Origin of the sequence: Curtobacterium sp. MCLR17_036 (assembly GCF_003234445.2) — a bacterium.
Lineage (GTDB): Bacteria > Actinomycetota > Actinomycetes > Actinomycetales > Microbacteriaceae > Curtobacterium.
The window spans coordinates 1,495,990-1,515,518 of the sequence record NZ_CP126269.1 but is presented as its reverse complement, the minus strand read 5'-3'; the positions used below and the strand labels follow the sequence as shown (position 1 = coordinate 1,515,518).

16 protein-coding genes are annotated in these 19,529 nt (G+C 71.7%); 2 read left to right on the top strand and 14 right to left on the bottom strand.

The genetic code is table 11. The features are described from left to right. Positions 1-89: 89 nt before the first annotated feature. The 13 genes from DEI99_RS07180 to DEI99_RS07120 all read right to left on the bottom strand — a co-directional run bounded on the left by DEI99_RS07180 (position 90) and on the right by DEI99_RS07120 (position 16,311). On the bottom strand, positions 90-1,310 hold the full coding sequence (locus DEI99_RS07180; protein WP_284180981.1) for a cell division protein FtsQ/DivIB: 1,221 nt from the start codon (positions 1,308-1,310) through the stop codon (positions 90-92). Continuing rightward, positions 1,307-2,710, bottom strand: a complete 1,404-nt coding sequence (gene murC / locus DEI99_RS07175; RefSeq protein WP_111040611.1) for a UDP-N-acetylmuramate--L-alanine ligase — start codon at positions 2,708-2,710, stop codon at positions 1,307-1,309. The genes DEI99_RS07180 and murC overlap by 4 nt, the downstream gene beginning before the upstream one ends. Beyond that, on the bottom strand, positions 2,707-3,855 hold the full coding sequence (locus DEI99_RS07170) for a UDP-N-acetylglucosamine--N-acetylmuramyl-(pentapeptide) pyrophosphoryl-undecaprenol N-acetylglucosamine transferase (RefSeq protein WP_258369177.1): 1,149 nt from the start codon (positions 3,853-3,855) through the stop codon (positions 2,707-2,709). Before DEI99_RS07170 ends, murC begins: the two co-directional genes overlap by 4 nt. Continuing rightward, positions 3,852-5,105: a putative lipid II flippase FtsW gene (gene ftsW, locus DEI99_RS07165; protein WP_111040612.1), complete on the bottom strand. Its 1,254-nt coding sequence runs from the start codon at positions 5,103-5,105 to the stop codon at positions 3,852-3,854. Before ftsW ends, DEI99_RS07170 begins: the two co-directional genes overlap by 4 nt. Then, positions 5,068-6,600, bottom strand: a complete 1,533-nt coding sequence (gene murD / locus DEI99_RS07160; protein ID WP_111040613.1) for a UDP-N-acetylmuramoyl-L-alanine--D-glutamate ligase — start codon at positions 6,598-6,600, stop codon at positions 5,068-5,070. The genes ftsW and murD overlap by 38 nt, the downstream gene beginning before the upstream one ends. Next, positions 6,590-7,693, bottom strand: a complete 1,104-nt coding sequence (mraY, locus tag DEI99_RS07155) for a phospho-N-acetylmuramoyl-pentapeptide-transferase (protein ID WP_071254536.1) — start codon at positions 7,691-7,693, stop codon at positions 6,590-6,592. Before mraY ends, murD begins: the two co-directional genes overlap by 11 nt. Further along, positions 7,690-9,195 (bottom strand): UDP-N-acetylmuramoyl-tripeptide--D-alanyl-D-alanine ligase, encoded by a 1,506-nt coding sequence (locus DEI99_RS07150; protein WP_111040614.1) that lies wholly within the window; start codon positions 9,193-9,195, stop codon positions 7,690-7,692. Before DEI99_RS07150 ends, mraY begins: the two co-directional genes overlap by 4 nt. Then, a complete protein-coding gene (locus DEI99_RS07145) occupies positions 9,192-10,817 on the bottom strand; it encodes a Mur ligase family protein (protein WP_071256198.1) in 1,626 nt (541 codons plus the stop codon). The genes DEI99_RS07150 and DEI99_RS07145 overlap by 4 nt, the downstream gene beginning before the upstream one ends. Before the next feature lie 14 nt (positions 10,818-10,831). Beyond that, on the bottom strand, positions 10,832-12,601 hold the full coding sequence (locus DEI99_RS07140) for a peptidoglycan D,D-transpeptidase FtsI family protein (RefSeq protein WP_111040615.1): 1,770 nt from the start codon (positions 12,599-12,601) through the stop codon (positions 10,832-10,834). A 61-nt stretch (positions 12,602-12,662) separates the two neighbouring features. Continuing rightward, a complete protein-coding gene (ftsL, locus tag DEI99_RS07135; protein ID WP_111040616.1) occupies positions 12,663-13,394 on the bottom strand; it encodes a cell division protein FtsL in 732 nt (243 codons plus the stop codon). A gap of 1 nt (position 13,395) precedes the next feature. Then, positions 13,396-14,355 carry a 16S rRNA (cytosine(1402)-N(4))-methyltransferase RsmH gene (rsmH, locus tag DEI99_RS07130; RefSeq protein ID WP_111040617.1) on the bottom strand — a complete coding sequence of 320 codons (960 nt, stop codon included), beginning with the start codon at positions 14,353-14,355 and terminating at the stop codon, positions 13,396-13,398. Between the two features lie 106 nt (positions 14,356-14,461). Continuing rightward, the gene (mraZ, locus tag DEI99_RS07125; RefSeq protein ID WP_071254530.1) at positions 14,462-14,893 is read right to left on the bottom strand and encodes a division/cell wall cluster transcriptional repressor MraZ; all 432 of its coding nucleotides are present in this window, start codon (positions 14,891-14,893) and stop codon (positions 14,462-14,464) included. A 1,010-nt stretch (positions 14,894-15,903) separates the two neighbouring features. Continuing rightward, complete coding sequence (locus DEI99_RS07120) at positions 15,904-16,311, bottom strand: SCO2097 family morphological protein (RefSeq protein ID WP_111040618.1); 408 nt, start codon at positions 16,309-16,311, stop codon at positions 15,904-15,906. A 111-nt stretch (positions 16,312-16,422) separates the two neighbouring features. Here DEI99_RS07120 and DEI99_RS07115 point away from each other — a divergent pair, with 111 nt between their 5' ends. Beyond that, positions 16,423-17,541: a polyprenyl synthetase family protein gene (locus tag DEI99_RS07115; protein WP_111040619.1), complete on the top strand. Its 1,119-nt coding sequence runs from the start codon at positions 16,423-16,425 to the stop codon at positions 17,539-17,541. A gap of 71 nt (positions 17,542-17,612) precedes the next feature. On the opposite strand, the gene DEI99_RS07110 is transcribed toward DEI99_RS07115, so the two are convergent. Then, complete coding sequence (locus tag DEI99_RS07110; protein ID WP_181434324.1) at positions 17,613-17,969, bottom strand: Rv2175c family DNA-binding protein; 357 nt, start codon at positions 17,967-17,969, stop codon at positions 17,613-17,615. Between the two features lie 171 nt (positions 17,970-18,140). On the opposite strand from DEI99_RS07110, the gene DEI99_RS07105 reads away from it, so the two are divergent. After that, positions 18,141-19,448: a LysM peptidoglycan-binding domain-containing protein gene (locus DEI99_RS07105; RefSeq protein WP_111040620.1), complete on the top strand. Its 1,308-nt coding sequence runs from the start codon at positions 18,141-18,143 to the stop codon at positions 19,446-19,448. The last annotated feature ends 81 nt before the right edge of the window (positions 19,449-19,529 follow it).

Here is a 19,529-nt window from a genome sequence, read left to right as displayed (position 1 = left end):
GTGCTGGTTCCGACGCTACGGGTGCGCTCGTCGCACTGTCGCCTCGCCACGCCGCGTGTCGCCGATCGCGCCCGGCAATTCTCCGCCGCTCACCGCTTCGCGCGGATGACGCCGTTGTCCGGGGCGGACACGTCGTACTCGACGACGACACCGGGGTTGCGCGCCTCGTGGTCCTTGACCAGTGCGGCGAGCAGAGCGGCCTTCGCCCGAGGAGCGTCGGGGCTCCCCCACACGACCGTCGACTTGTCACGCAACGTCAGCGTCACGTCGTCGGCGGTCGAGCCGGCGACCCGGGTGACCTGCGACCGCACCGAGGACGGCAGCGCGAGCACGACCTCGGTCATCGTGCGGAAGCTCATCGACCCGAGCTCCGCGCGGGCGATGTCGGCGAGCGGCATCGTCTCCGGGCGCTTCGGCGACGACTGCACGACGATGCCCGCCGGGTCGACGAGGTCGAACGTCCTCCCCGACTTCACGGCGACGACCGGGGTGCGCTCGGTGACCGTGATGACGAGCGTGTGCGGCGGGGCCTCCTCGGTCACGTAGCTCTCGATGAGCGGGAACCCCGCGACGTCGCGCTTGATCGCGTCGAAGTCGAGCCGGGCGAGCGGCGTGCCCACCTGGTCCGACAGTGCCTGGCGCAGCGCGGACTCGTCGACGCGGTCCGTCCCCTCGACCTTGATCGTGCGGAGCGCCATGAGCGGCGAGTACACGGCGACCAGGATCGACGCCCCGAGCACGACGACGACGCCGGCCGCGGTGATCCACGCGGCACGACGGTGACGGCTCCTGCGGGTGAACCGCCGGACCTCGGCACGTTCGAGGAGCCGACGACGGCGCTTCGCGATCCGCGCCTCGCGGGCGGTCTCGGCGGCGCGGACCCCGGTGCCGATGGGCGACGCGAGCACGTCCGTGACCTGGGCGTCGCCCGTCGCCGGTCCGCCCCGGCGCGCGCCCTCGACCCGCGGGAGCGACTCGTGGTCCTCGTCGGGCGTGTACTCGCGCAGCCGGTCGGCGACGGTGGACAGCCCGGCGCCGAAGCGGCGACCGGCAGCACCTGCGATGGCGCCGACGCGGTCACGCGTGGAACCGGCGGTGTCCTCGGGTGCCGGGGCGGACGTCGGGGCCGGGGCGTCGTCGGCGGCGACGTCCGCGTCGGACGCGGGTCGGGCCTCCTGGCCGTCCGTCGAGCGGCCGCGGAACGGCAGCCGCGGCATCGAGGGGGCACGACGCTGCCGGGGCGCCGCGGCGTCCTCGGCCGGGGCGTCCGCGCGGGCGTCCCCCTCGTCGAATCCCTCGGGTCGCCTCACCGGGACAGCGCTCCCAGCACCTGCGGGATGATCCGGTACACGTCGCCGCAGCTCAGCGTCATGATGATGTCGCCGTCCTCGGCCACCGCGGCCGCGCGGGCCGCCGCCTCGTCCCAGTCGGGCAGGAACTCGACACGCGACTGGTCGGCGAAGCGCTCCTGCACGAGGGCGCCGGTGACGCCGGGCTCCGGGTCCTCGCGGGCGCCGTAGACGTCGAGGACGACCGTGTGGTCGGCGAGCTCCTCGTAGACCTTCGCGAAGTCCCCGGCCATCAGGCGGGTGCGCGAGTACAGGTGCGGCTGGTGGATCGCGATGATCCGGCCGTCGCCGACGACGTTGCGGGCGGCCTTGAGCGCCGCGGCGACCTCGGTCGGGTGGTGGGCGTAGTCGTCGTAGACCGAGACGCCGCGCTCGACCCCGTGCAGCTCGAAGCGGCGCTGGGTGCCGCCGAACGCCTCGAGCCCGCGGATCGCGTCGGCCGGGGCGACGCCGAGGCCGGTCAGGACCGCGAAGGCACCGACGGCGTTGATCGCGTTGTGCCGACCGGGCACGCGGAGGGTCAGGTGGTGTGCCTCGCCACCGGCACGGAAGTCGACCTCGACGCCGGCGGACTCGGTGATGCCCTCGATGCGGACGTCCGCGTCGACGGCCTCGCCGAACGTGACGACCTCGGGGGCGCCCGGGCGCTGCCGGATGCCGGCCGTGACCGTCTTCGCGCCCGCGTCGTCGCTCGAGATGACGACGCGCTCGCTCGCCTTCGCGGCGAACTCGACGAAGGCCTCGGTGAACGCCTCCTCGCTGCCGTAGTGGTCCAGGTGGTCGGCGTCGACGTTGGTGACGAGCGCCACGGCGACGTCGTAGAGCAGGAACGAGCCGTCGGACTCGTCGGCCTCGACGACGAACAGGTCGCTCGACCCCGGGGCCGAGCTCGTGCCGAGGGACTGGATGACCCCGCCGTTCACGTAGCTCGGGTCGAGGCCGAGCTCGACCATCGCGGTGACGATCATGCCGGTCGAGGTGGTCTTGCCGTGCGCACCCGCGACCGCGACGAGCCGGTGCTCGGCGATGAGGGCGGCCAGGGCCTGCGACCGGTGCAGGACCGGCAGGCCGCGGCGCTGCGCTTCGAGGAGCTCGGGGTTGTCCGGCCAGAGGGCGCTCGTGACGACGATGGTGTCGGCGTCGGCGAGGTTGGCGGCGTCGTGCCCGATGTGCACCGTCGCGCCGAGGTCGCGCATCGCACCCGTGGTGTCGGTCTCACGGGCGTCACTGCCGGACACCCGGTGGCCGGCGGCGAGGAACATCCGCGCGATGCCGCTCATGCCGGAGCCGCCGATGCCGACGAAGTGCACCGTGCCGAGGTCGTCCGGGATCGGCTGCGTCAGGTCCGGCTTGATGGTCATGCTTCCTCCGTGGTGCTGGCGGGGCGGGGCGCGCCCCCGGACCCGTCGGGCGCGTGCCCGACTCCGTGCTGCGTGTGCTTCGCCGCGTCGAGGACCAGGTCGGTCATGCGGTCCGCACCGTCGCGGTGGCCGACGCTGCCGGCGCGGACCGTCATGTCCGCGATGCGGGAGCGGTCCTGCAGGATCGTCAGGAGCTGGAACGTCACCCAGTCCTGGTCGAATTCCCCGTCGGCGACGAGGACCGCGCCGCCGGCGTCGACGACGTCCTTCGCGTTGTGCCGCTGCTCGCCGTTGCCGACCGGGTACGGCACGAGCACGCTCGGCAGCCCCACCGCGGTGAGCTCGCAGACCATACCGGCTCCGGAACGGGACACCACGAAGTCGCTCGCGGCGTACGCCAGGTCCATGCGGTCGCAGTACGGCAGCACGTGGTACCCGTCGAGGTCGCTCGGCCCGATGTCCGACTTCGCACCGACGACGTGCAGCACCTGCCAGCCGGCACCGACGATGGCCGCCGCCGACCGGTTGACGGTCCGGTTGATGCTCCGGGCGCCCGACGACCCACCGGTGACGAGCAGCACCGGGCGGTCCGGGTCGAGTCCGAACTCGGCGAGGCCCTCGGCCCGTGACGCCCGACGGTCGAGCGACTCGATCTCGCGGCGCAGCGGCATGCCGACGACCCGGCCGTGGCGCAGCCGCGTGTTCGAGAAGGTCAGGCCGACGTGCTCGGTGAGGAACGCCGCGAGGCGGTTCGCGAGCCCGGGCTTGGCGTTCTGCTCGTGCACGACGATCGGCGTGCCGGTCCGCCGGGCCGCGATGTAGGCGGGCGCGGCGGCGTAGCCGCCGACCCCGAGCACGACCTCGATCTGCTCGTCACGGATGAGCTGCTCGGTCTGCCTGACCGCGGCGGCGAACCGCTGCGGGAACCGCAGGGCGGCACCGTCCAGGCGCCGCGGGAAGGGCAGGCGCGCGATCGTCCGCAGCTCGTAGCCGCGCATCGGCACGAGGCGGGACTCCAGGCCCTCGGCGGTGCCGAGCACGAGCACCTCGGCATCCGGCACGCGGTCGGTCAGGCGGTCGGCGACCGCGAGCAGGGGGTTGACGTGGCCGGCGGTGCCGCCGCCGGCGAAGAGGTACTTGCTCACCGGAGTGTTCCGTTCGTGGTGGGGAGGGCTGCGGCGCGGGCCTCCTTGCCCGGCAGGTCTCGGGCGAAGGACAGCACGACGCCGATCGCGACGAGGGTCATGATGAGCGCCGACCCACCGGCGGAGATGAGCGGGAGCGGGACGCCGAGCACGGGCAGCAGGCCGAGCACCACGGCGATGTTGACGAGCGCCTGGCCGATGATCCACGCCAGCACGCCGCCGGTGACGGTCTTCACGAAGGGGTCGCGCGACTGGCGGATGACCTTCATCATGCTGATGGCGAGCACCACGAACAGGGCGAGCACGACGATCGCGCCGATCAGCCCGAGCTCCTCGCCGATGATCGCGAAGATGTAGTCGTTGTCGGCCTCGGGCAGCCACGACCACTTCGCCTTGGAGTTGCCGAGCCCGACGCCGAAGACGCCGCCTGACGCCAGCGCCCACATGCCGTGCACGGGCTGCCAGCAGAGGTCCTGGAACGCGTTCGAGTCGGTGCAGCCGGACAGCCACGCAGCGATGCGCACCTGCCGGGAGCTCGACGCCATCGTGACGAACGGCAGCATCACCGCGAAGGCGAGGACCCCGACGAGCAGGTGCCGAGCGCGGGCACCACCGACGTAGAGCGCGCCGAGGATCAGCAGGAGCATGATCATCGCGGTGCCCTGGTCGCCACCCAGGACGACGAGCCCGAGCGACACCATCGAGGCGATCCCGATCGGGATGAAGACCTCTTTCCAGTCGTCGAGCTTGTCCCGCTTGACGTACATGATCGCGCCGATGCCGAGCGCGAGCCCGAGCTTGACGACCTCGGACGGCTGCGCGGTGAACGACGACCCGATCTTGATCCAGTTCCGGTTGCCCTGGACGTCGATGCCGAGCGGCGTGTACACGAGCAGCTGCAGCACCAGCGCGGCGCCGAGCAGGCGCATGGCCCACTTCCGCCACCAGCGTGCCGGCACGCGACTCGCGATGAGCATGAGCGGTACGCCGAGCACGGCGTACAGCCCCTGGCGCGACGCCGCCCCGAAGAAGTCGTGGGTCGCGGCGTACTGCTCGACGCTCGACGACGACAGGACCATGACGACCCCGAAGACGACCAGGAACAGGGTCACGCCGAGGATCGCGTAGAAGGTGCCGGACTCGGCGACGAAGACGTTCTTGACGGCGACGATCGCGCCGTTCGTCCGTCGGGACGTCCCCGTGGGCCGTGCGTTACGGCTGTTCGGGAGATCCGTCGGTGTGGTCGCCATCCGCGTCTCCTCCCAGGTGCTCGTGGACCGCCGCCGCGAAGCGCTGCCCCCGGTCGGCGTAGGAGCCGAACTGGTCGAACGACGCGGCCGCCGGGGCGAGGAGGACCGTGTCGCCCGGCCTCGCGACCGATGCGGCATGCCGGACCGCCTCGGGCATGACCTGATCAGTGTCCGTCGTCTCCACCTGGAGCACCGGCACCGAGGGCGCGTGTCGCGCGAATGCCTCGAGGACCGGCGTGCGGTCGGTCCCGATCACGACGACGGCCCGGACGTCGGGGCCGAAGCGCGCGACGAGCCCGTCGACGTCGACGCCCTTGAACAGGCCGCCGACGATCCACACGACCGTGTCGAACGACGCGAGCGACGCCGTCGCGGCATGCGGGTTCGTCGCCTTCGAGTCGTCGACCCAGGCGATCCCGCCCGACTCGGCGACGCGCTCGGTGCGGTGGTGGTCGGCGCGGAAGGCCCGCACGGCGCCCTGGATCGCGCTCGGCTGCACGGTGCCGGCCCGGGCGAGGGCGGCCGCGGCGAGCACGTTCATCGTCATGTGCGGGCTGGCGAGCCCGGCGACCTCGAGGTCGGCGACGGTCGCGAGCTCGAAGGCGCTGTTCCGGCGGTCCTCGGTGAAGGCGCGGTCGCAGAGGACGTCCTCGACGATCCCGACGTCACCGGGCGCGGGCACACCGGGCGTGAAGCCCACGGCCCGGCAGCCCTCGACCACGTCGGCCTGCTCGACCATGTGCCGGGTGACCTCGTCGGTCGTGTTGTAGACGCACGCCATCACGGTGCGCTCGTAGACCTTGGCCTTGGCGGCGCGGTAGGCCTCGGCGGAACCGTGCCACTCGAGGTGGTCGTCCGCGATGTTCAGGCAGGCGCTCGCGAGCGGCACGACCGCACCGTCGCCGGAGGTCGCCATGTAGTGCAGCTGGTGGCTGGAGAGCTCGACGACGAGCACGTCGTAGCCGTCCGGGTCGCGGACGACGTCGAGCACCGGCACGCCGATGTTGCCGCAGGCCACCGCCCGCAGCCCGCCGGCCTCGTACATCGCCGTGGTGAGCTGCGTGGTCGTGGTCTTGCCGTTCGTGCCCGTGATCGTGATCCAGGGCGCGGCGACCGGGCCGCGGACGACCTTGTCGCGCACGCGCCAGGCGAGCTCGATGTCCCCCCAGACGACGCTGTTCGCCACGGCCCACTGCACGGTCGGGTTGTGCGGGGGCAGGCCCGGCGACACGACGACGACGTCCGGCGCCTGCTGCACGAGGGCGTCCGGCACCGCGTCGAGGGGCGTCTGCACGAACCGCGCGCCGATGACGTCGAGGAGCTCGACGCTGTCCGACGGCGCGTCGGTCGAGTAGACCGTCACGGCGCTGCCGAGCTCGACGAGCGTGTCGGCCACCGAGAACCCGGTGGCACCGAGGCCGAGGACGGCGACGTCCAGTCCCTTCCACCCCTCGGCGTACCAGCTGTCGAGCGAGGCGAGACGGTCAGCCGACACGGGCGATCCATTCGAGGTAGAAGAGGCCGACACCGGCGGCGACGAAGAGGCCGGCGATGATCCAGAAGCGGACCACGACGGTCACCTCGGCCCACCCCTTCAGCTCGAAGTGGTGGTGCAGCGGGCTCATCAGGAAGATGCGCTTGCCGTGCGTGATCTTGAAGTACGCCCGCTGCAGGATGACCGATCCGGTGACGATGAAGAACAGGCCACCGATGAGCACGAGCAGCAGCTCCGTGCGGCTGAGGATCGCGAGACCCGCCAGCGCGCCGCCGAGACCGAGCGAGCCGGTGTCCCCGAGGAAGATCTGCGCCGGCGAGGTGTTGTACCAGAGGAAGCCGATGAGCCCACCGCAGACCGCGGCGGCGACGACCGCCAGGTCGAGCGGGTTCGACACCGTGTAGCAGGCGTCCGCGGCCCGCTCGTCGAGCCGCGCCCCGCCGCAGAGCTGGTTCGACTGCCAGAAGCCGATGATGACGTACGAGCCGATCGCCAGGATGCTCGACCCGGTGGCGAGGCCGTCGAGGCCGTCCGCCACGTTCACGCCGTTCGACGTGGACACGGTGAGCAGGACGATCCAGGCGAGGAACAGCACGGTGCCGATGACGGTGCCGAGCGCCATGAAGTCGAGCCACGGGACGTCGCGGATCGCCGAGATCATCGTGGACGCCGGCGGCTTGCCGTTCGACGTCGGCACGACGAGGGCGATCGTGGCGAAGATCACACCGACGATGACCTGACCGAGCACCTTGGCCCAGCCGCCGAGGCCGAGACTGCGCTGCCGCCGGACCTTGAGGAAGTCGTCGATGAAGCCGACGAACCCGAGCCCGACCATGAGGAACAGGACGAGCAGGCCGGACAGCGTGACCGAGTCGCCCCCGACCAGGTGCCCGACGAAGTACCCGATGACCGCACCGATGATGAGCACGATGCCGCCCATCGTGGCGGTCCCGCGCTTGGTGTGGTGCGACTGCGGGCCGTCGTCACGGATGAACTGTCCCCAGCCGAGGCGGTGGAACAGCTTGATGAAGAACGGGGTGAGCAGCAACGTGAACACCAGCGACACAGCGCCGGCGACGAGGAGCGCGATCATTCGGTGACACCTCCGAGGCGGTCGCCGAGGAATCGCAGTTCGGCAGACTTCGAGGACTTGACGAGGACCACGTCGCCGGGGCGGAGCATGTCCTGCAGGGTGTGGACGGCGTCGTCGACGTCCTCGATGTACACGGACTCGCCGTCCCACGATCCCTCGAGGGTGGCGGCCTGGTGGATGGGCATCGCGCCGCGGCCGACGACCACGAGCTGTCCGATGCCGAGGCGGACGACGAGCCGACCGATGCGGTCGTGCTCCTCGACGGAGTACTCACCGAGCTCGGCCATCTCGCCGAGCACGGCGACGGTCCGCTCCCCCGGACGCACGATCTGCGCCAGGGTCCGCAGCGCCGCCGCGGTGGAGTCGGGCGACGCGTTGTAGGCGTCGTTGATGACGGTGACGCCCTCGGGGCCGCCCTGGAGCAGCTCCATGCGCCAGCGCTCGGCGCGCGTCATCGACGCGAGCGCCGCGGCGCCGTCGGCGAGCGGGACGCCCCACCGATGGGCGACCGTGAGCGCGGCGGACGCGTTCATGGCGTGGTGCTCACCCAGGATCGCGAGGCGCACGTCGACGTGATCCGGGCCTCCCGGTCGGCCGCCGTCTGCAGACGGGTCGTCCGCTGGTACGGGAGGCGCGGTGAGGGTGAAGCGGGTGCCGCTGCGGTCCGTCTCGATGCCGGTGATGCGGTAGTCGGCATCCGCCGACGTGCCGAAGCCGACCACCTGCGCGGCCGTCAGGTCGCGCATCGACGCGACCCGGTCGTCGTCGACGTTGAGCAGGGCGGTGGCGGTCGCGGGCAGGTCGGTGACCATCTCGGACTTCGCGCGCTGCGTCGCCTCGATGCCGCCGAACTCGCCGGCGTGCGCCAGGCCCACCTTGAGCACGACACCGGTGTCCGGCTCGGCGATCGAGACGAGCTTGGCGATGTGGCCGACGCCGCTCGCCCCCATCTCGACCACGAGGTACCGGGTGTCGTACGTGACGCGGAGCATCGAGATCGGTGCGCCGACGTGGTTGTTGAACGACCCCTGCGGCGCGACGGTCTCGCCGTGCTGCTCGAGGATCGTGCGGAGCATGTTCTTCGTGCTCGTCTTGCCGTTGGAACCGGTGATGCCGACGACGTGCAGGGGCGCCGGGCGGCCCTCGGCGTCGACACGGTCGGCGGAGGCCGTCCGGACGCGCGTGACGACCTCGTGCGCGAGCGCGGCGAGAGCGGCGTACCCGTCGGCGACGACGATCTGCGGCGCGGTCGTGTCGACGCGCTCGGGTGTGATCACCAGTGCTGCGCCGGCCTCGGTCGCGGCGGGCACGAAGCGACGTCCGTCGGTGACCTCGCCGGGCAGGGCGAAGAAGACGCTGCCGGGGCGGACCAGGCGCGAGTCGGTCTCCACCGAGCCGTCGACGACGAGGTCGCCGGGCTCGGCGACGTCGGTCGCCTGGGCACCGCCGATCAGCTCGCCGTCGACCGCGCGGGCGATCTCGGCGAGGGTCAGGGCGATCATCGGATGTCCTCCGCCGGGCCGGCGTTCGGCTCCCAGCCGGCCTCGCGCAGGGCCGCACGGGCCTCGTCGCGGGCGGAGTACGGCGTGCGGACGCCCTGGATGTCGCGGTAGTCCTGGTGGCCGGGACCGGCCCAGAGGATCGAGTCGCCCTCGCCGAGCAGGCTCACCGCCTTGCGGATCGCCGCCTCGGGCGGACTCACCTCGTACAGCTCGTGGTCCGGGTAGGCCTCGCGTGCGGCGTCGACCAGGGTCTTCCGGATCGACGCGGCGTCCTCGAAGCGGGGGTGGTGGTCGGTGACGACGAGGACGTCGCTGCCGGCAGCTGCCACGCGCGCCATGTCGCCGCGCTTGGTCGTGTCGCGGTCGCCGTCGGCGCCGAACAGCATGAGGACCCGGCCGGCCGTGAACTGGCGGACCGCGGCGAGGGTGTTCTCGAAGGCGTCGGCGCTGTGGCCGAAGTCGACGTAGACACTCGGGCCGTGCTCGCCGGACACCCGCTCGGTGCGACCGGGCAGGTAGCACTCGATCGCGGACACCGGACGGTCGTCGCCCTGGTCGGCGTACTGCCGGTGGTTCGTCTCGAGCGCCTGGGCGATCGCGCCGAGCTCGAAGCCGCCCTCGACGAGCATGACTATCGCCAGCGCGGCGTTCGCGGCCATGTGCCAGCCGATGAGCGGCACGCGGGTGGTCAGCTCGCGGCCCTCGGGGCCGGTCAGGCGGAACTCGGTGTACGCGGCGTGCGCCTCGACGATGTCGACGTGCCACTCGGCCTCGACGTCCGGGTGCACGGTGATCGTGGTGACCGGGATGCGGGAGTCCTGCACCACGCGGTGGCCCCAGTCGGTGTCCAGCGAGACGACGCCGCGACGGGCGTGCTCGGGCTGGAACAGCGGGAGCTTCGCCTGGTAGTACTCCTCCATGTCGGCGTAGTCGTCGAGGTGGTCGTGCGACAGGTTCGTGAACGCCGCGACGTCGAAGACGATGCCGTCGACCCGGTGACGGCTGAGGGCCTGCGCGCTGACCTCGACCGCGACCGCGCGCACCTCGCTCTCGCGCATCCGGGCGAGGAGCGCGTGCATCTCGCTGGCCTCGGGCGTGGTCAGGCGGCTCGTGACGCTGAGCGAACCGATGTGGCGCTCCGCGGTCGAGCTGAGGCCGGTGACCAGGCCGAGCTGCTTGAGGATCCCCTCGAGGATGTACGACGTGCTCGTCTTGCCGTTCGTGCCGGTGACGGCGAACAGCTGCGGCAGGTCGGTCGCCTCGTCCGGGTGGGTGCGGTAGACCCAGGCCGCGACGTCGCCGAGGGCGGCGCGCGGGTCGTCGACGACGAGCACCGGCAGGCCGGAGGGCTCGACGAGCGCGACGCCGTCCTGGTCGGTGAGGACCGCGACGGCACCGCGCTCGGCGGCCTCGGTCGCGAACTGCGCACCGTGGCGGTTGGCGCCGTGCACGCCGACGAACAGGTCGCCCGGCTGCACCTCGGTGGCGCTCAGGGTGACACCGGTCGTCTCGACGGCGTCGACCGAGCCGACGACTCGCATGCCGAAGGCGTTGGCGAGTTCGGCGACGGCCCTCGGGGTCGGGTGTTCGGGTCGGAGGACCGGGGGGATCCGTGCGGACAAGTGTTCCTTCTTCCTCACCACGTCGACGGGTAGAGCTTCGCCGGCGTCGTGGAGGGGGCTACTCGGTACTTCTCGAGCACCTGGGACATGAGGGTTCGGAACGCCGGAGCCGCACCACTGGACCACTTGTTGGTCTGCGGCTTCGTGAACGTCACCGTGACAACATACTGGGGGTCCTCGGCGGGTGCCATTCCGGCCACCGACGTGATGCGCTGTCCGCCGTAGCCCTTCGAGCCCTCGGCGACCTCGGCCGTACCGGTCTTGGCGGCGATGTTGTAGCCGGAGATCCGCTCCATGCCGACGAGCGTGCCGCCCGTCACGACGCTCTGCAGCATCTGCGTGGTCTGCTCCGCGGCGGACGCCGACACGACGCGCTGCTTCTGCACGTCGGGCGCGTCGATCGTCGTGCCGTCGGCCGTGGTGCAGCCGGTGACGAAGTGCAGCGGGATGCGCACGCCGTCGTTGGCGATGGTCTGGAAGACGCTCGCGACCTGCACGGCGGTCGTCGAGATGCCCTGGCCGAACATCGAGTTGATGTTCGTCTGCTGGTCCCAGTCCGGCGTCGAGCCGTAGTCCATCGACGGCTGGCCCGGGTAGTCGATCGCGCTCTCCGGCTCGAACAGGCCGAACTTCTTCATGTAGTCGTAGCGCTGCTGCGACGTCAGCCGTTCGCCGAGCTCGGTGATGCCGACGTTCGACGAGTTCTGCAGGATGCCGGTCAGGGTCAGGTTCTCGGTCTGGTGGAACTCCGAGTCCTGGATGCGGCCGCCCCAGGGGAACGTGCGCGAGTAGGGCACGACGGCCTGGTCGGTGGGACTCGACTTGCCCTGGTCGAGCAGGGCCGCGGCGATGGCGGCCTTGATCGTGGAGCCCGGCTCGTACGAGGCCGTCAGCGCCCGCGAGCCGAAGGCCCCCTTGTCCGTGGTGGCGTCGACGTCGTTCGGGTCGACGGTCGGCCAGTCGGCGACCGCCAGGATCTCGCCGGTCTTGACGCTCGTCACCGTCGCCGTCGCCGACTCCGCCTGCAGCTCCTTGCCGGCGGACGCGATCGTCTGCTGCGCCATGTACTGCAGGTCGCTGTCGATCGTGGTGTGGAGGGTGCCGCCGTCCTTGGCCTTCGTCTTCGTCACGGTGCTGCCGGGCAGCTGCACGCCGTCCTCGCCGCGCTCGTACGTCTCGGAGCCGTTCGTGCCGGCGAGGCACCGGTTGTACGCGTACTCCAGGCCGGCCTGCGCGCCGTCGGTGCCCATGAAGCCGGTCAGGTTGCCGGTCGTCGCCCCGGCCGGGTAGACCCGGGCCGCCTGCTGCTCCTTGTAGACCCAGGGGATCTCGAGCGCCCGTACCGCCTCGAAGTGCTTCACGTCGAGGCCCTTGACCAGGTACGCGAAGTTCGACCGCGGGTCCGCCGCGATGTTCTGCCGCATCGTCGCCGCGTCACCCCCGGACGCCTTCGCGAGGGCCTGGAGCGCCGTGTCGACCGACACCTGCTTCTTGCGCGTGCCGCCGAGCGTGCCCGTGAACTTCTTGACGAGCCGGGGCGCGGTGGTGATGTTGTAGCGCGTCACGCTGTCCGCCAGGGCGGTGCCGCTGCGATCGACGATCGACCCGCGGGTGCCGTAGACGGTCACCGGGATGCTGCGCTTCGCCGCCGACTGCTTGTTCATCTCGGCCGCCTGCACCACCTGGATGTCGACGAGCCGCACCACGAAGACGCCCACCAGGGCGATCACGGCGAGCATCACGATGCTGTAGCGCAGTCGGCGGTTGCGGATCGTCCTGGTCACGCGTGCGGTCCTTCCCGGGGTGGTGCTGGGTGGGGCTGGAGGGGAGCGTCAGCCCCGTCGGTCACCGGGTCGAGGGCGCCTGGAGCTGGTTCGCGTCGGACTCTACGGAGGACTTCGACGAACCCCCGTCCGACGCGCTGGCGTCGGAGGTCTTCCCAGAGGGAGCGGCGGCCTGGGCGGGCTGCTCCGTCGTCGTCGCCGCCTGGTCCGTCTTGTCGGTCGTGGCGGTCTTGTCGGTCGTGTCCGTCGTGGCGGTCTTGTCCGTCTTGTCCGTCTTGTCCGTGCCGGATGCCGTGCTGCCGGGCTTCGCCGCGAGCGGGACGTCGTTCAGCAGGGCGTTCGGCACCTGGTTGTCCGTCGACACCGTGGACTCGTCCGGCTTCGCCGGCGTCGGCGTGCCGTAGACCTGGCCGGTCTTCGGGTCGAGGTAGACCGGGGTCGAGTTGGCGATCATGCCCAGCCCCTGCGCGTTGCGCGCCAGGTTCTGCGGCGAGTCCAGCACCCGGAGCTCCTCGGACAGCGACTGCTGCGTCCGGGACAGGTCGGTCCGCTCGGCGCTCAGCGAGTCGAGCGTGTAGGCCCCCTGGCTGAGCACCATGCTGATGCCGAGCTGGGCGAGCAGCAGGATGCCGAGGGCCGCCACGGCGACCACGGCGTAGCCGATGCGCGGACGGGCCCGACGCTGCGCCTTCGACGGCGTGACCTCGACGAGCTCCGGGCGGTGCTGCCGGTCCGGGCGCGGGGCCCGCGACGGGACGACGGCGGGGTCGACGAGTGCGAGGTTCGTGCTCATGTCACTTCCGGATCCGCTCGGCCGCGCGCAGGCGCACGGGGGTTGCTCGGGGGTTGGCGGCGCGTTCGGCCTCGTCGGCCAGCTCGGCGCCCTTGACGACCAGTTCGTACGTCGGCCGGTGCTCGGGCAGTTCGACCGGCAGCCCGGCGGGGGCGCTCGACTTCGTGCGCTCCACGAGGGCCCGCTTGACGATGCGGTCCTCGAGCGACTGGTACGACTCGACGACGATGCGTCCGCCGACCGCGATGGCGTCGAGCGCCGCCGGGATCGCGCGTTCGAGCACGCTCAGCTCGGCGTTGACCTCGATGCGCAACGCCTGGAACACCCGCTTGGCGGGGTGCCCCTGCCGCTGGACGGCAACCGGGGTCGCGTCGTGCAGCACCTGGACCAGGTCGCCGGACATCGTGAAGGGCTTGCTCGCGCGACGCTCGACGATCGCCCGGGCGTACCGACCGGCGAGCTTCTCCTCGCCGTAGCGCTGGAAGATGCGGCGCAGCTCGCCCTCGTCGTAGGTGGCCAGCACGTCGGCGGCGGTCTGCCCCTCGGTCCGGTCCATCCGCATGTCGAGCGGGGCGTCCTGGCTGTAGGCGAAGCCGCGCTCGGCACGGTCCAGCTGCAGCGAGCTCACCCCGAGGTCGAAGAGCACGCCGTCGACGGTGGTGAACCCCTCGCCCTCGATCGCGTCGACGATGCCGTCGTACACGGTGTGCACGAGGCGGACACGGTCACCGAAGCGAGCGAGCCGCTCCCCCGCGATGCCGAGCGCGTCGGTGTCGCGGTCGAGCCCGATGAGCGTCAGCTCCGGGAACCGCTCGAGCAGCCCCTCGGAGTGACCGCCCATGCCGAGGGTGGCGTCGACGACGACCTTGCCCGGCCCTTCGAGGGTCGGCGTGAACAGGTCGACGATGCGATCGAGCATCACCGGCGTGTGCGGGAACTTCGGAGTCTCGTCCTCGGCCATGTGCAGCCCCTCGTCTCCTGGGCCGCGGGTCCGGATCCCCATCCATGCGACCTGACATCGGGGAAGTGATGTCAGGGCTCCACGGCTGGGAGTCCCGATCCACGGATCAGAAGATCCCCGGGATCACCTCCTCGTCGTTGTCGGCGAACGCCTCTTCGGCTTCGGCGTAGTAGGCCTCCCACGCGGTGGTCGACCAGATCTCGGCACGGTCACCGCTGCCGATGACCGTCAGGTCTCGCTCGAGCCCCGCGTACTCGCGGAGGTTCTGCGGGATGGTGACGCGGTTCTGCTTGTCGGGCTGTTCCGCGCTCGCTCCGGACAGGAACAGGCGCATGTAGTCCCGGGTGCGCTTCGACGTCATCGGGGCGGTCCGGATGCGCTCGTGGAGTTCCTCGAACGTCCGGGCACTGAAGACCACGACGCAGCGTTCCTGCCCGCGGGTCATCACGAGTCCCCCGGACAGTTCATCCCGGAACTTGGCGGGCAGGATCACGCGACCCTTCTCGTCGAGCTTCGGGGCATGGGTACCGAGCAGCACGTCGGGCCTCCCCTCCGCTCCACCGGACCGTTGCGTGCCCCACTTTACTCCACTCCCCTCCCCCTGCCCAGGTTCCCGCTCCCTTTTCGGCCCGCGACACCCCTTCTGGGGGCGCTCCGGACGGTCACCAGGCCCGTCGCCGGATCGGCGAGGCCCGGAACCGCGCGGATCGGCACCCGCGGCCGCCCGGTGGAGCGAAGTGGAGGACTTTCGCAGCCAGTGGAGCACGCCAGGGCGCGGCGAGGTCGTCGAGGTCGCACTCCGGGCCGGATTCCGGTGGCCGAGGCGGGTCGAAGTGCGACGTCACCGCCGGCCGGAGCCGAGGCGCGCTCCCTCAGAGGCGCCGGCGAGAGGTCACGACATGCCGCACGCACCCCGCCGAGGTCGCTCGAACCGTCGCTCGCGCGCGCCCCGAGCGACAGTTCGTGCGACCTCGCCGCCAACCCGAGGCTGAAACGTCAGCACGCTGGGCCGCGGCGAGGTCGGTGAGATCGCAGTCCGGACCGGATCCCGGTGGCCGAAGCGGGTCGGAGTGCGACCTCACCGGCGGCCGGGCACGGTGGGGCGCGGCGAGAGGTCACGACATGCCGCACGCACTTCGCCGAGGTCGCGCGGACCGTCGCTCGCGCGGGCCTCGCGCGACAGTTCGTGCGACCTCGCCGGCGGCCGGAGGCCCAGACGCTGGGCCGCGGCGAGGTCGGTGAGATCGCACGCCGGACCGCATCCCGATGGCCGAAGCGGGTCGGAGTGCGACCTCACCGACGACCTGGGCACGGTGGGGCGCGGCGAGAGGTCACGACATGCCGCACGCACTGCGCCGAGGTCGCTCGGACTGTCGCCCGCACGGGCCTCGCGCGACAGTTCGTGCGACCTCGGCGCCGCCCGGGCCGACCAGGCCAGGCCGACCGAGCCGACCGGGCCGACCGGGCCTGACCGGGCGCCACCACCCCCGGGAACACAGAACGGGGCCGACCCGAAGGCCGACCCCGTGGAGGACTGTGGAGGGAGCGCTAGTTCTGGTCGTTCCGCTTGTCCCAGCGCTCGTTCATGCGGTCCATGAAGGAGCCGCCGCCGTTCGACGGTCGCGACGACCCACCGGGACGGGCGGACCCGCCGGTGGAGGGGCGTCCGGACCGCGGCGCCTTCGCCTTGGGCGCTCCGAGACCGGGGCGCAGGGCGAACAGCACGCCGGCGAGCATCACGACGAAGCCGAGGATGCCGAGCAGCGGCGCCTTGATGGCGAGCCCGACGATGACGACGGCCACGCCGGCGAGGGCGCCGAGCACGCCGAGCGTGATGGACGTGTACGTCGGACGGCCCTGTCGACGTGTGACACGCGCCACGAAGTCGGAATCGTTCTGGTAGAGGCTGCGCTCCATCTCTTCGAGAAGGCGCTGCTCCTGTTCCGAGAGCGGCATCTTGGTTCCCTCTGTTCCTGGGATCGACGCGGGGTTGGTGAACCGGGCTGGAAAACACTCGTCTTGAGTGGGCCGATTCTATGTCCGGACCACTCCACTAGGCTAGGCACCGTGGCTGAGAGTACGCGATTAGTGGACCTCGTATCGGCGCGTATCGACCGGGCACTCGACGAGCAGCGTGAGCGGCTCCTCGCGATCAGCCCCGACCTCGCGCCGTTCGACCAGTACGCCCGAGACCTGCTGTCCGGCGGCAAGCGCTTCCGGGCGCTGTTCTGCTACTGGGGATGGCAGTCGGTCGCGGGGCGCTCCGGCTCGTTCGACCCCCTCGCCGAGGGCTCGCGGCAGACCACCGCCGAGGCCGTCGTCACGGTCGCCGCCGCGCTCGAGGTCTTCCACGCCGCAGCCCTCGTGCACGACGACATCATGGACCGCTCGGACACCCGCCGCGGGCGCCCGGCGGCGCACCGCCGCTTCGAGTCCCTGCACGAGGAGTCCGGGTTCACCGGCGACCGGGCGCAGTACGGCACGAACTCGGCGCTGCTGCTCGGTGACCTGCTGCTCTCCCTGAGCGACTCCGTCTTCGACGAGGGCCTGGCGCTGCTCGACCCGGTCCGGGCGCGGATCGTCCGCCAGGAGTTCCACGCGATGCGCCTCGACGTCACCGCCGGGCAGTACCTCGACGTGCACGAGGAGACCGCCTGGCCCGTGATCGACGAGTCCGAGCACCTGCTCCGCGCCCAGCGTGTCATCGTCTTCAAGTCCGCCAAGTACTCGATCGAGGCCCCCCTCGTCATCGGCGCACTCGTCGCCGGCGCGAGCGACTCGCAGCTCGAGGGCCTGCGGTCCTTCGGTCTGCCGCTCGGAGTGGCGTACCAGCTGCGCGACGACATGCTCGGCGTCTTCGGCGACCCCGAGGTCACGGGCAAGCCCGCCGGCGACGACCTGCGCGAGGGCAAGCGCACCGTCCTCATCGCGTCCGCGCGCAAGGCGCTGCCGAGCGGCCCCCGGCAGCTGCTCGACGAGCTCCTCGGCGACCCGGACCTCGACGAGGCCCAGGTGCAGATGCTCCGCGCCACCCTCACCGAGTCCGGCGCGGTCGCCGCGGTCGAGCGGTCGATCGACCGGCACGTCGCGCGCGCCAAGGCCGCGCTCGAGTCCTCCCCGCTCACGCCGTCGGCACGCGACCAGCTCGCGTCGCTGGCCGACACGGTCAGCCGCCGCTCCGCGTAGACGCGACCCCGGAACGGACGGGAGGCCCGTGGCGACACCGCCACGGGCCTCCCGTCCGTCAGGGGGTGGGTCTAGAGCAGCGACTGGGCCACGCGGCGCACCTCGGCCTTGCGTCCGGCACGCAGCGCCGCGATCGGCGTCGCGCCCATCGCGTCGTCGACGGTGAGCATCCAGCGGACCGCCTCGTCGTCGGTGAAGCCGTTGTCGCCGAGCACGATGAGCGTGCCGCGGAGTTCGGGCATGGGCTCGCCGTCCTCCAGGAACTCGACCGGCACGCGGAGCACACCGCCGACGCGGGCGGCGAGCAGGGTCTTCTGTTCGAAGAGTCGGTGGATCCGTCCGGGGCTCGTGCTGAACATGTCCACCAGCTCGGGGACGGTCAGCCAGCGTTCGGAGAGGGACAGGTCGTCGGCGGGTGCGGCACTCACACGCCCATGGTGCCAGAGCGCGCGTCGGTCCGGCGCGACCTCGTTCGTCACACCAGTCACACGCGTCACGTCCGACTCTCTGGTTGACTTGGAAACCACACCATGCCAGCGTGGGGCCACCTGTGAGTGCGCGCACGCACGAGCACGGCTCACCGAGGTCAGGAGAAACCCGTGGACAACGCCGCAGACGACGCCGCCCGGCGCGCGCGATCCGCCCGCTTCGCCACCGTTCCCATCGTCCTCGCGGGGACCATCGCGGTCACCGCCGGGCTCACCGGCCCCGTCGCGCACGCCGAACCGCGGCACGACGACCAGGACGCGAACCACGAGCGCCACGTCGACCAGGACCGCGTCGTCAGCGACCGCCCGGTGTTCAGCACCGCCGTCGCCCGTCCGACACAGACCGTCGTGACCACCGTCGCGGCGACGGCCTCGGTGCCGTCCTCGTACACGGTCCGTCAGGGCGACACCGTCTCCGGCATCGCGGCACGCTTCGGCCTCTCCGCGCAGGAGGTCCTCGTGCGCAACGGCCTCGGCTGGAACACCATCATCCACCCGGGCCAGACGCTGCACCTCGCGTCGACGCCCGCGGTCACCACCGCGTCCACGCGCACCTCGGGGTCCGCGACGCCGGGCACCACCGCGTCCACCGGGTCGAGCACCTCGAGCTACCACGTGAAGTCGGGCGACACGGTCTCCGGCATCGCCTCGCGCGTTGGCGTGTCCACGTCCGCGCTCCTGTCGGCGAACCGGCTCTCGCAGCGCAGCGTCATCTATCCGGGCCAGACGCTCCGGGTGCCGCACGGCGCCACGACCTCGGCATCGTCCTCGACTGCGTCGTCCACGTCCGGCTCCGGCGGGACGTGGGCGTCCCGTTCGTCCTCGGTGAAGATCGCCGCGGGCGACACCGTCGGCTCGATCGCCGCCGCGCACCACGTGTCGGTCGCGTCGCTCCTGTCCGCGAACGGCCTGAGCTACACGAGCACCATCTACGCGGGCGGCACCCTCGTCCTGCCCGGTGCCGCGTCCACCGTCGTCGCCGCGCCCTCCGGTGCCGCGGTGAGCTCCGCCGTCGGGCTGAGCGCCCAGCAGCGGCAGAACGCCGCGACGATCGTCGCCGTCGGACGCTCCCTCGGCGTGCCGGACCGTGGCATCGTCGTCGCCCTCGCCGCCGCGATACAGGAGTCGAGCCTCCGCAACCTCGCGCACGGCGACCGCGACTCGGTCGGCCTGTTCCAGCAGCGGCCGAGCCAGGGCTGGGGCAGCGCCGCGGCACTGCAGGACCCGACCCACGCCGCGAAGCTGTTCTACGGCGGCCGGTCGAACCCGAACGCCGGCAAGACGCGCGGCCTGCTCGACGTGCCCGGTTGGGCGTCGATGAGCGTCACGGACGCGGCCCAGGCCGTGCAGCGTTCCGCCTACCCGAAGGCCTACGCCCACTGGGCGAGCGCCGCCGAGGGCTGGCTGGCCACGCTCTGAGTCTCATCCGCAAGATCGAGATTGCATCACGACCGGTGCGTCAGTGCGGCCGTGTGCAGTCTCGATTCGTAGAATGCCGCC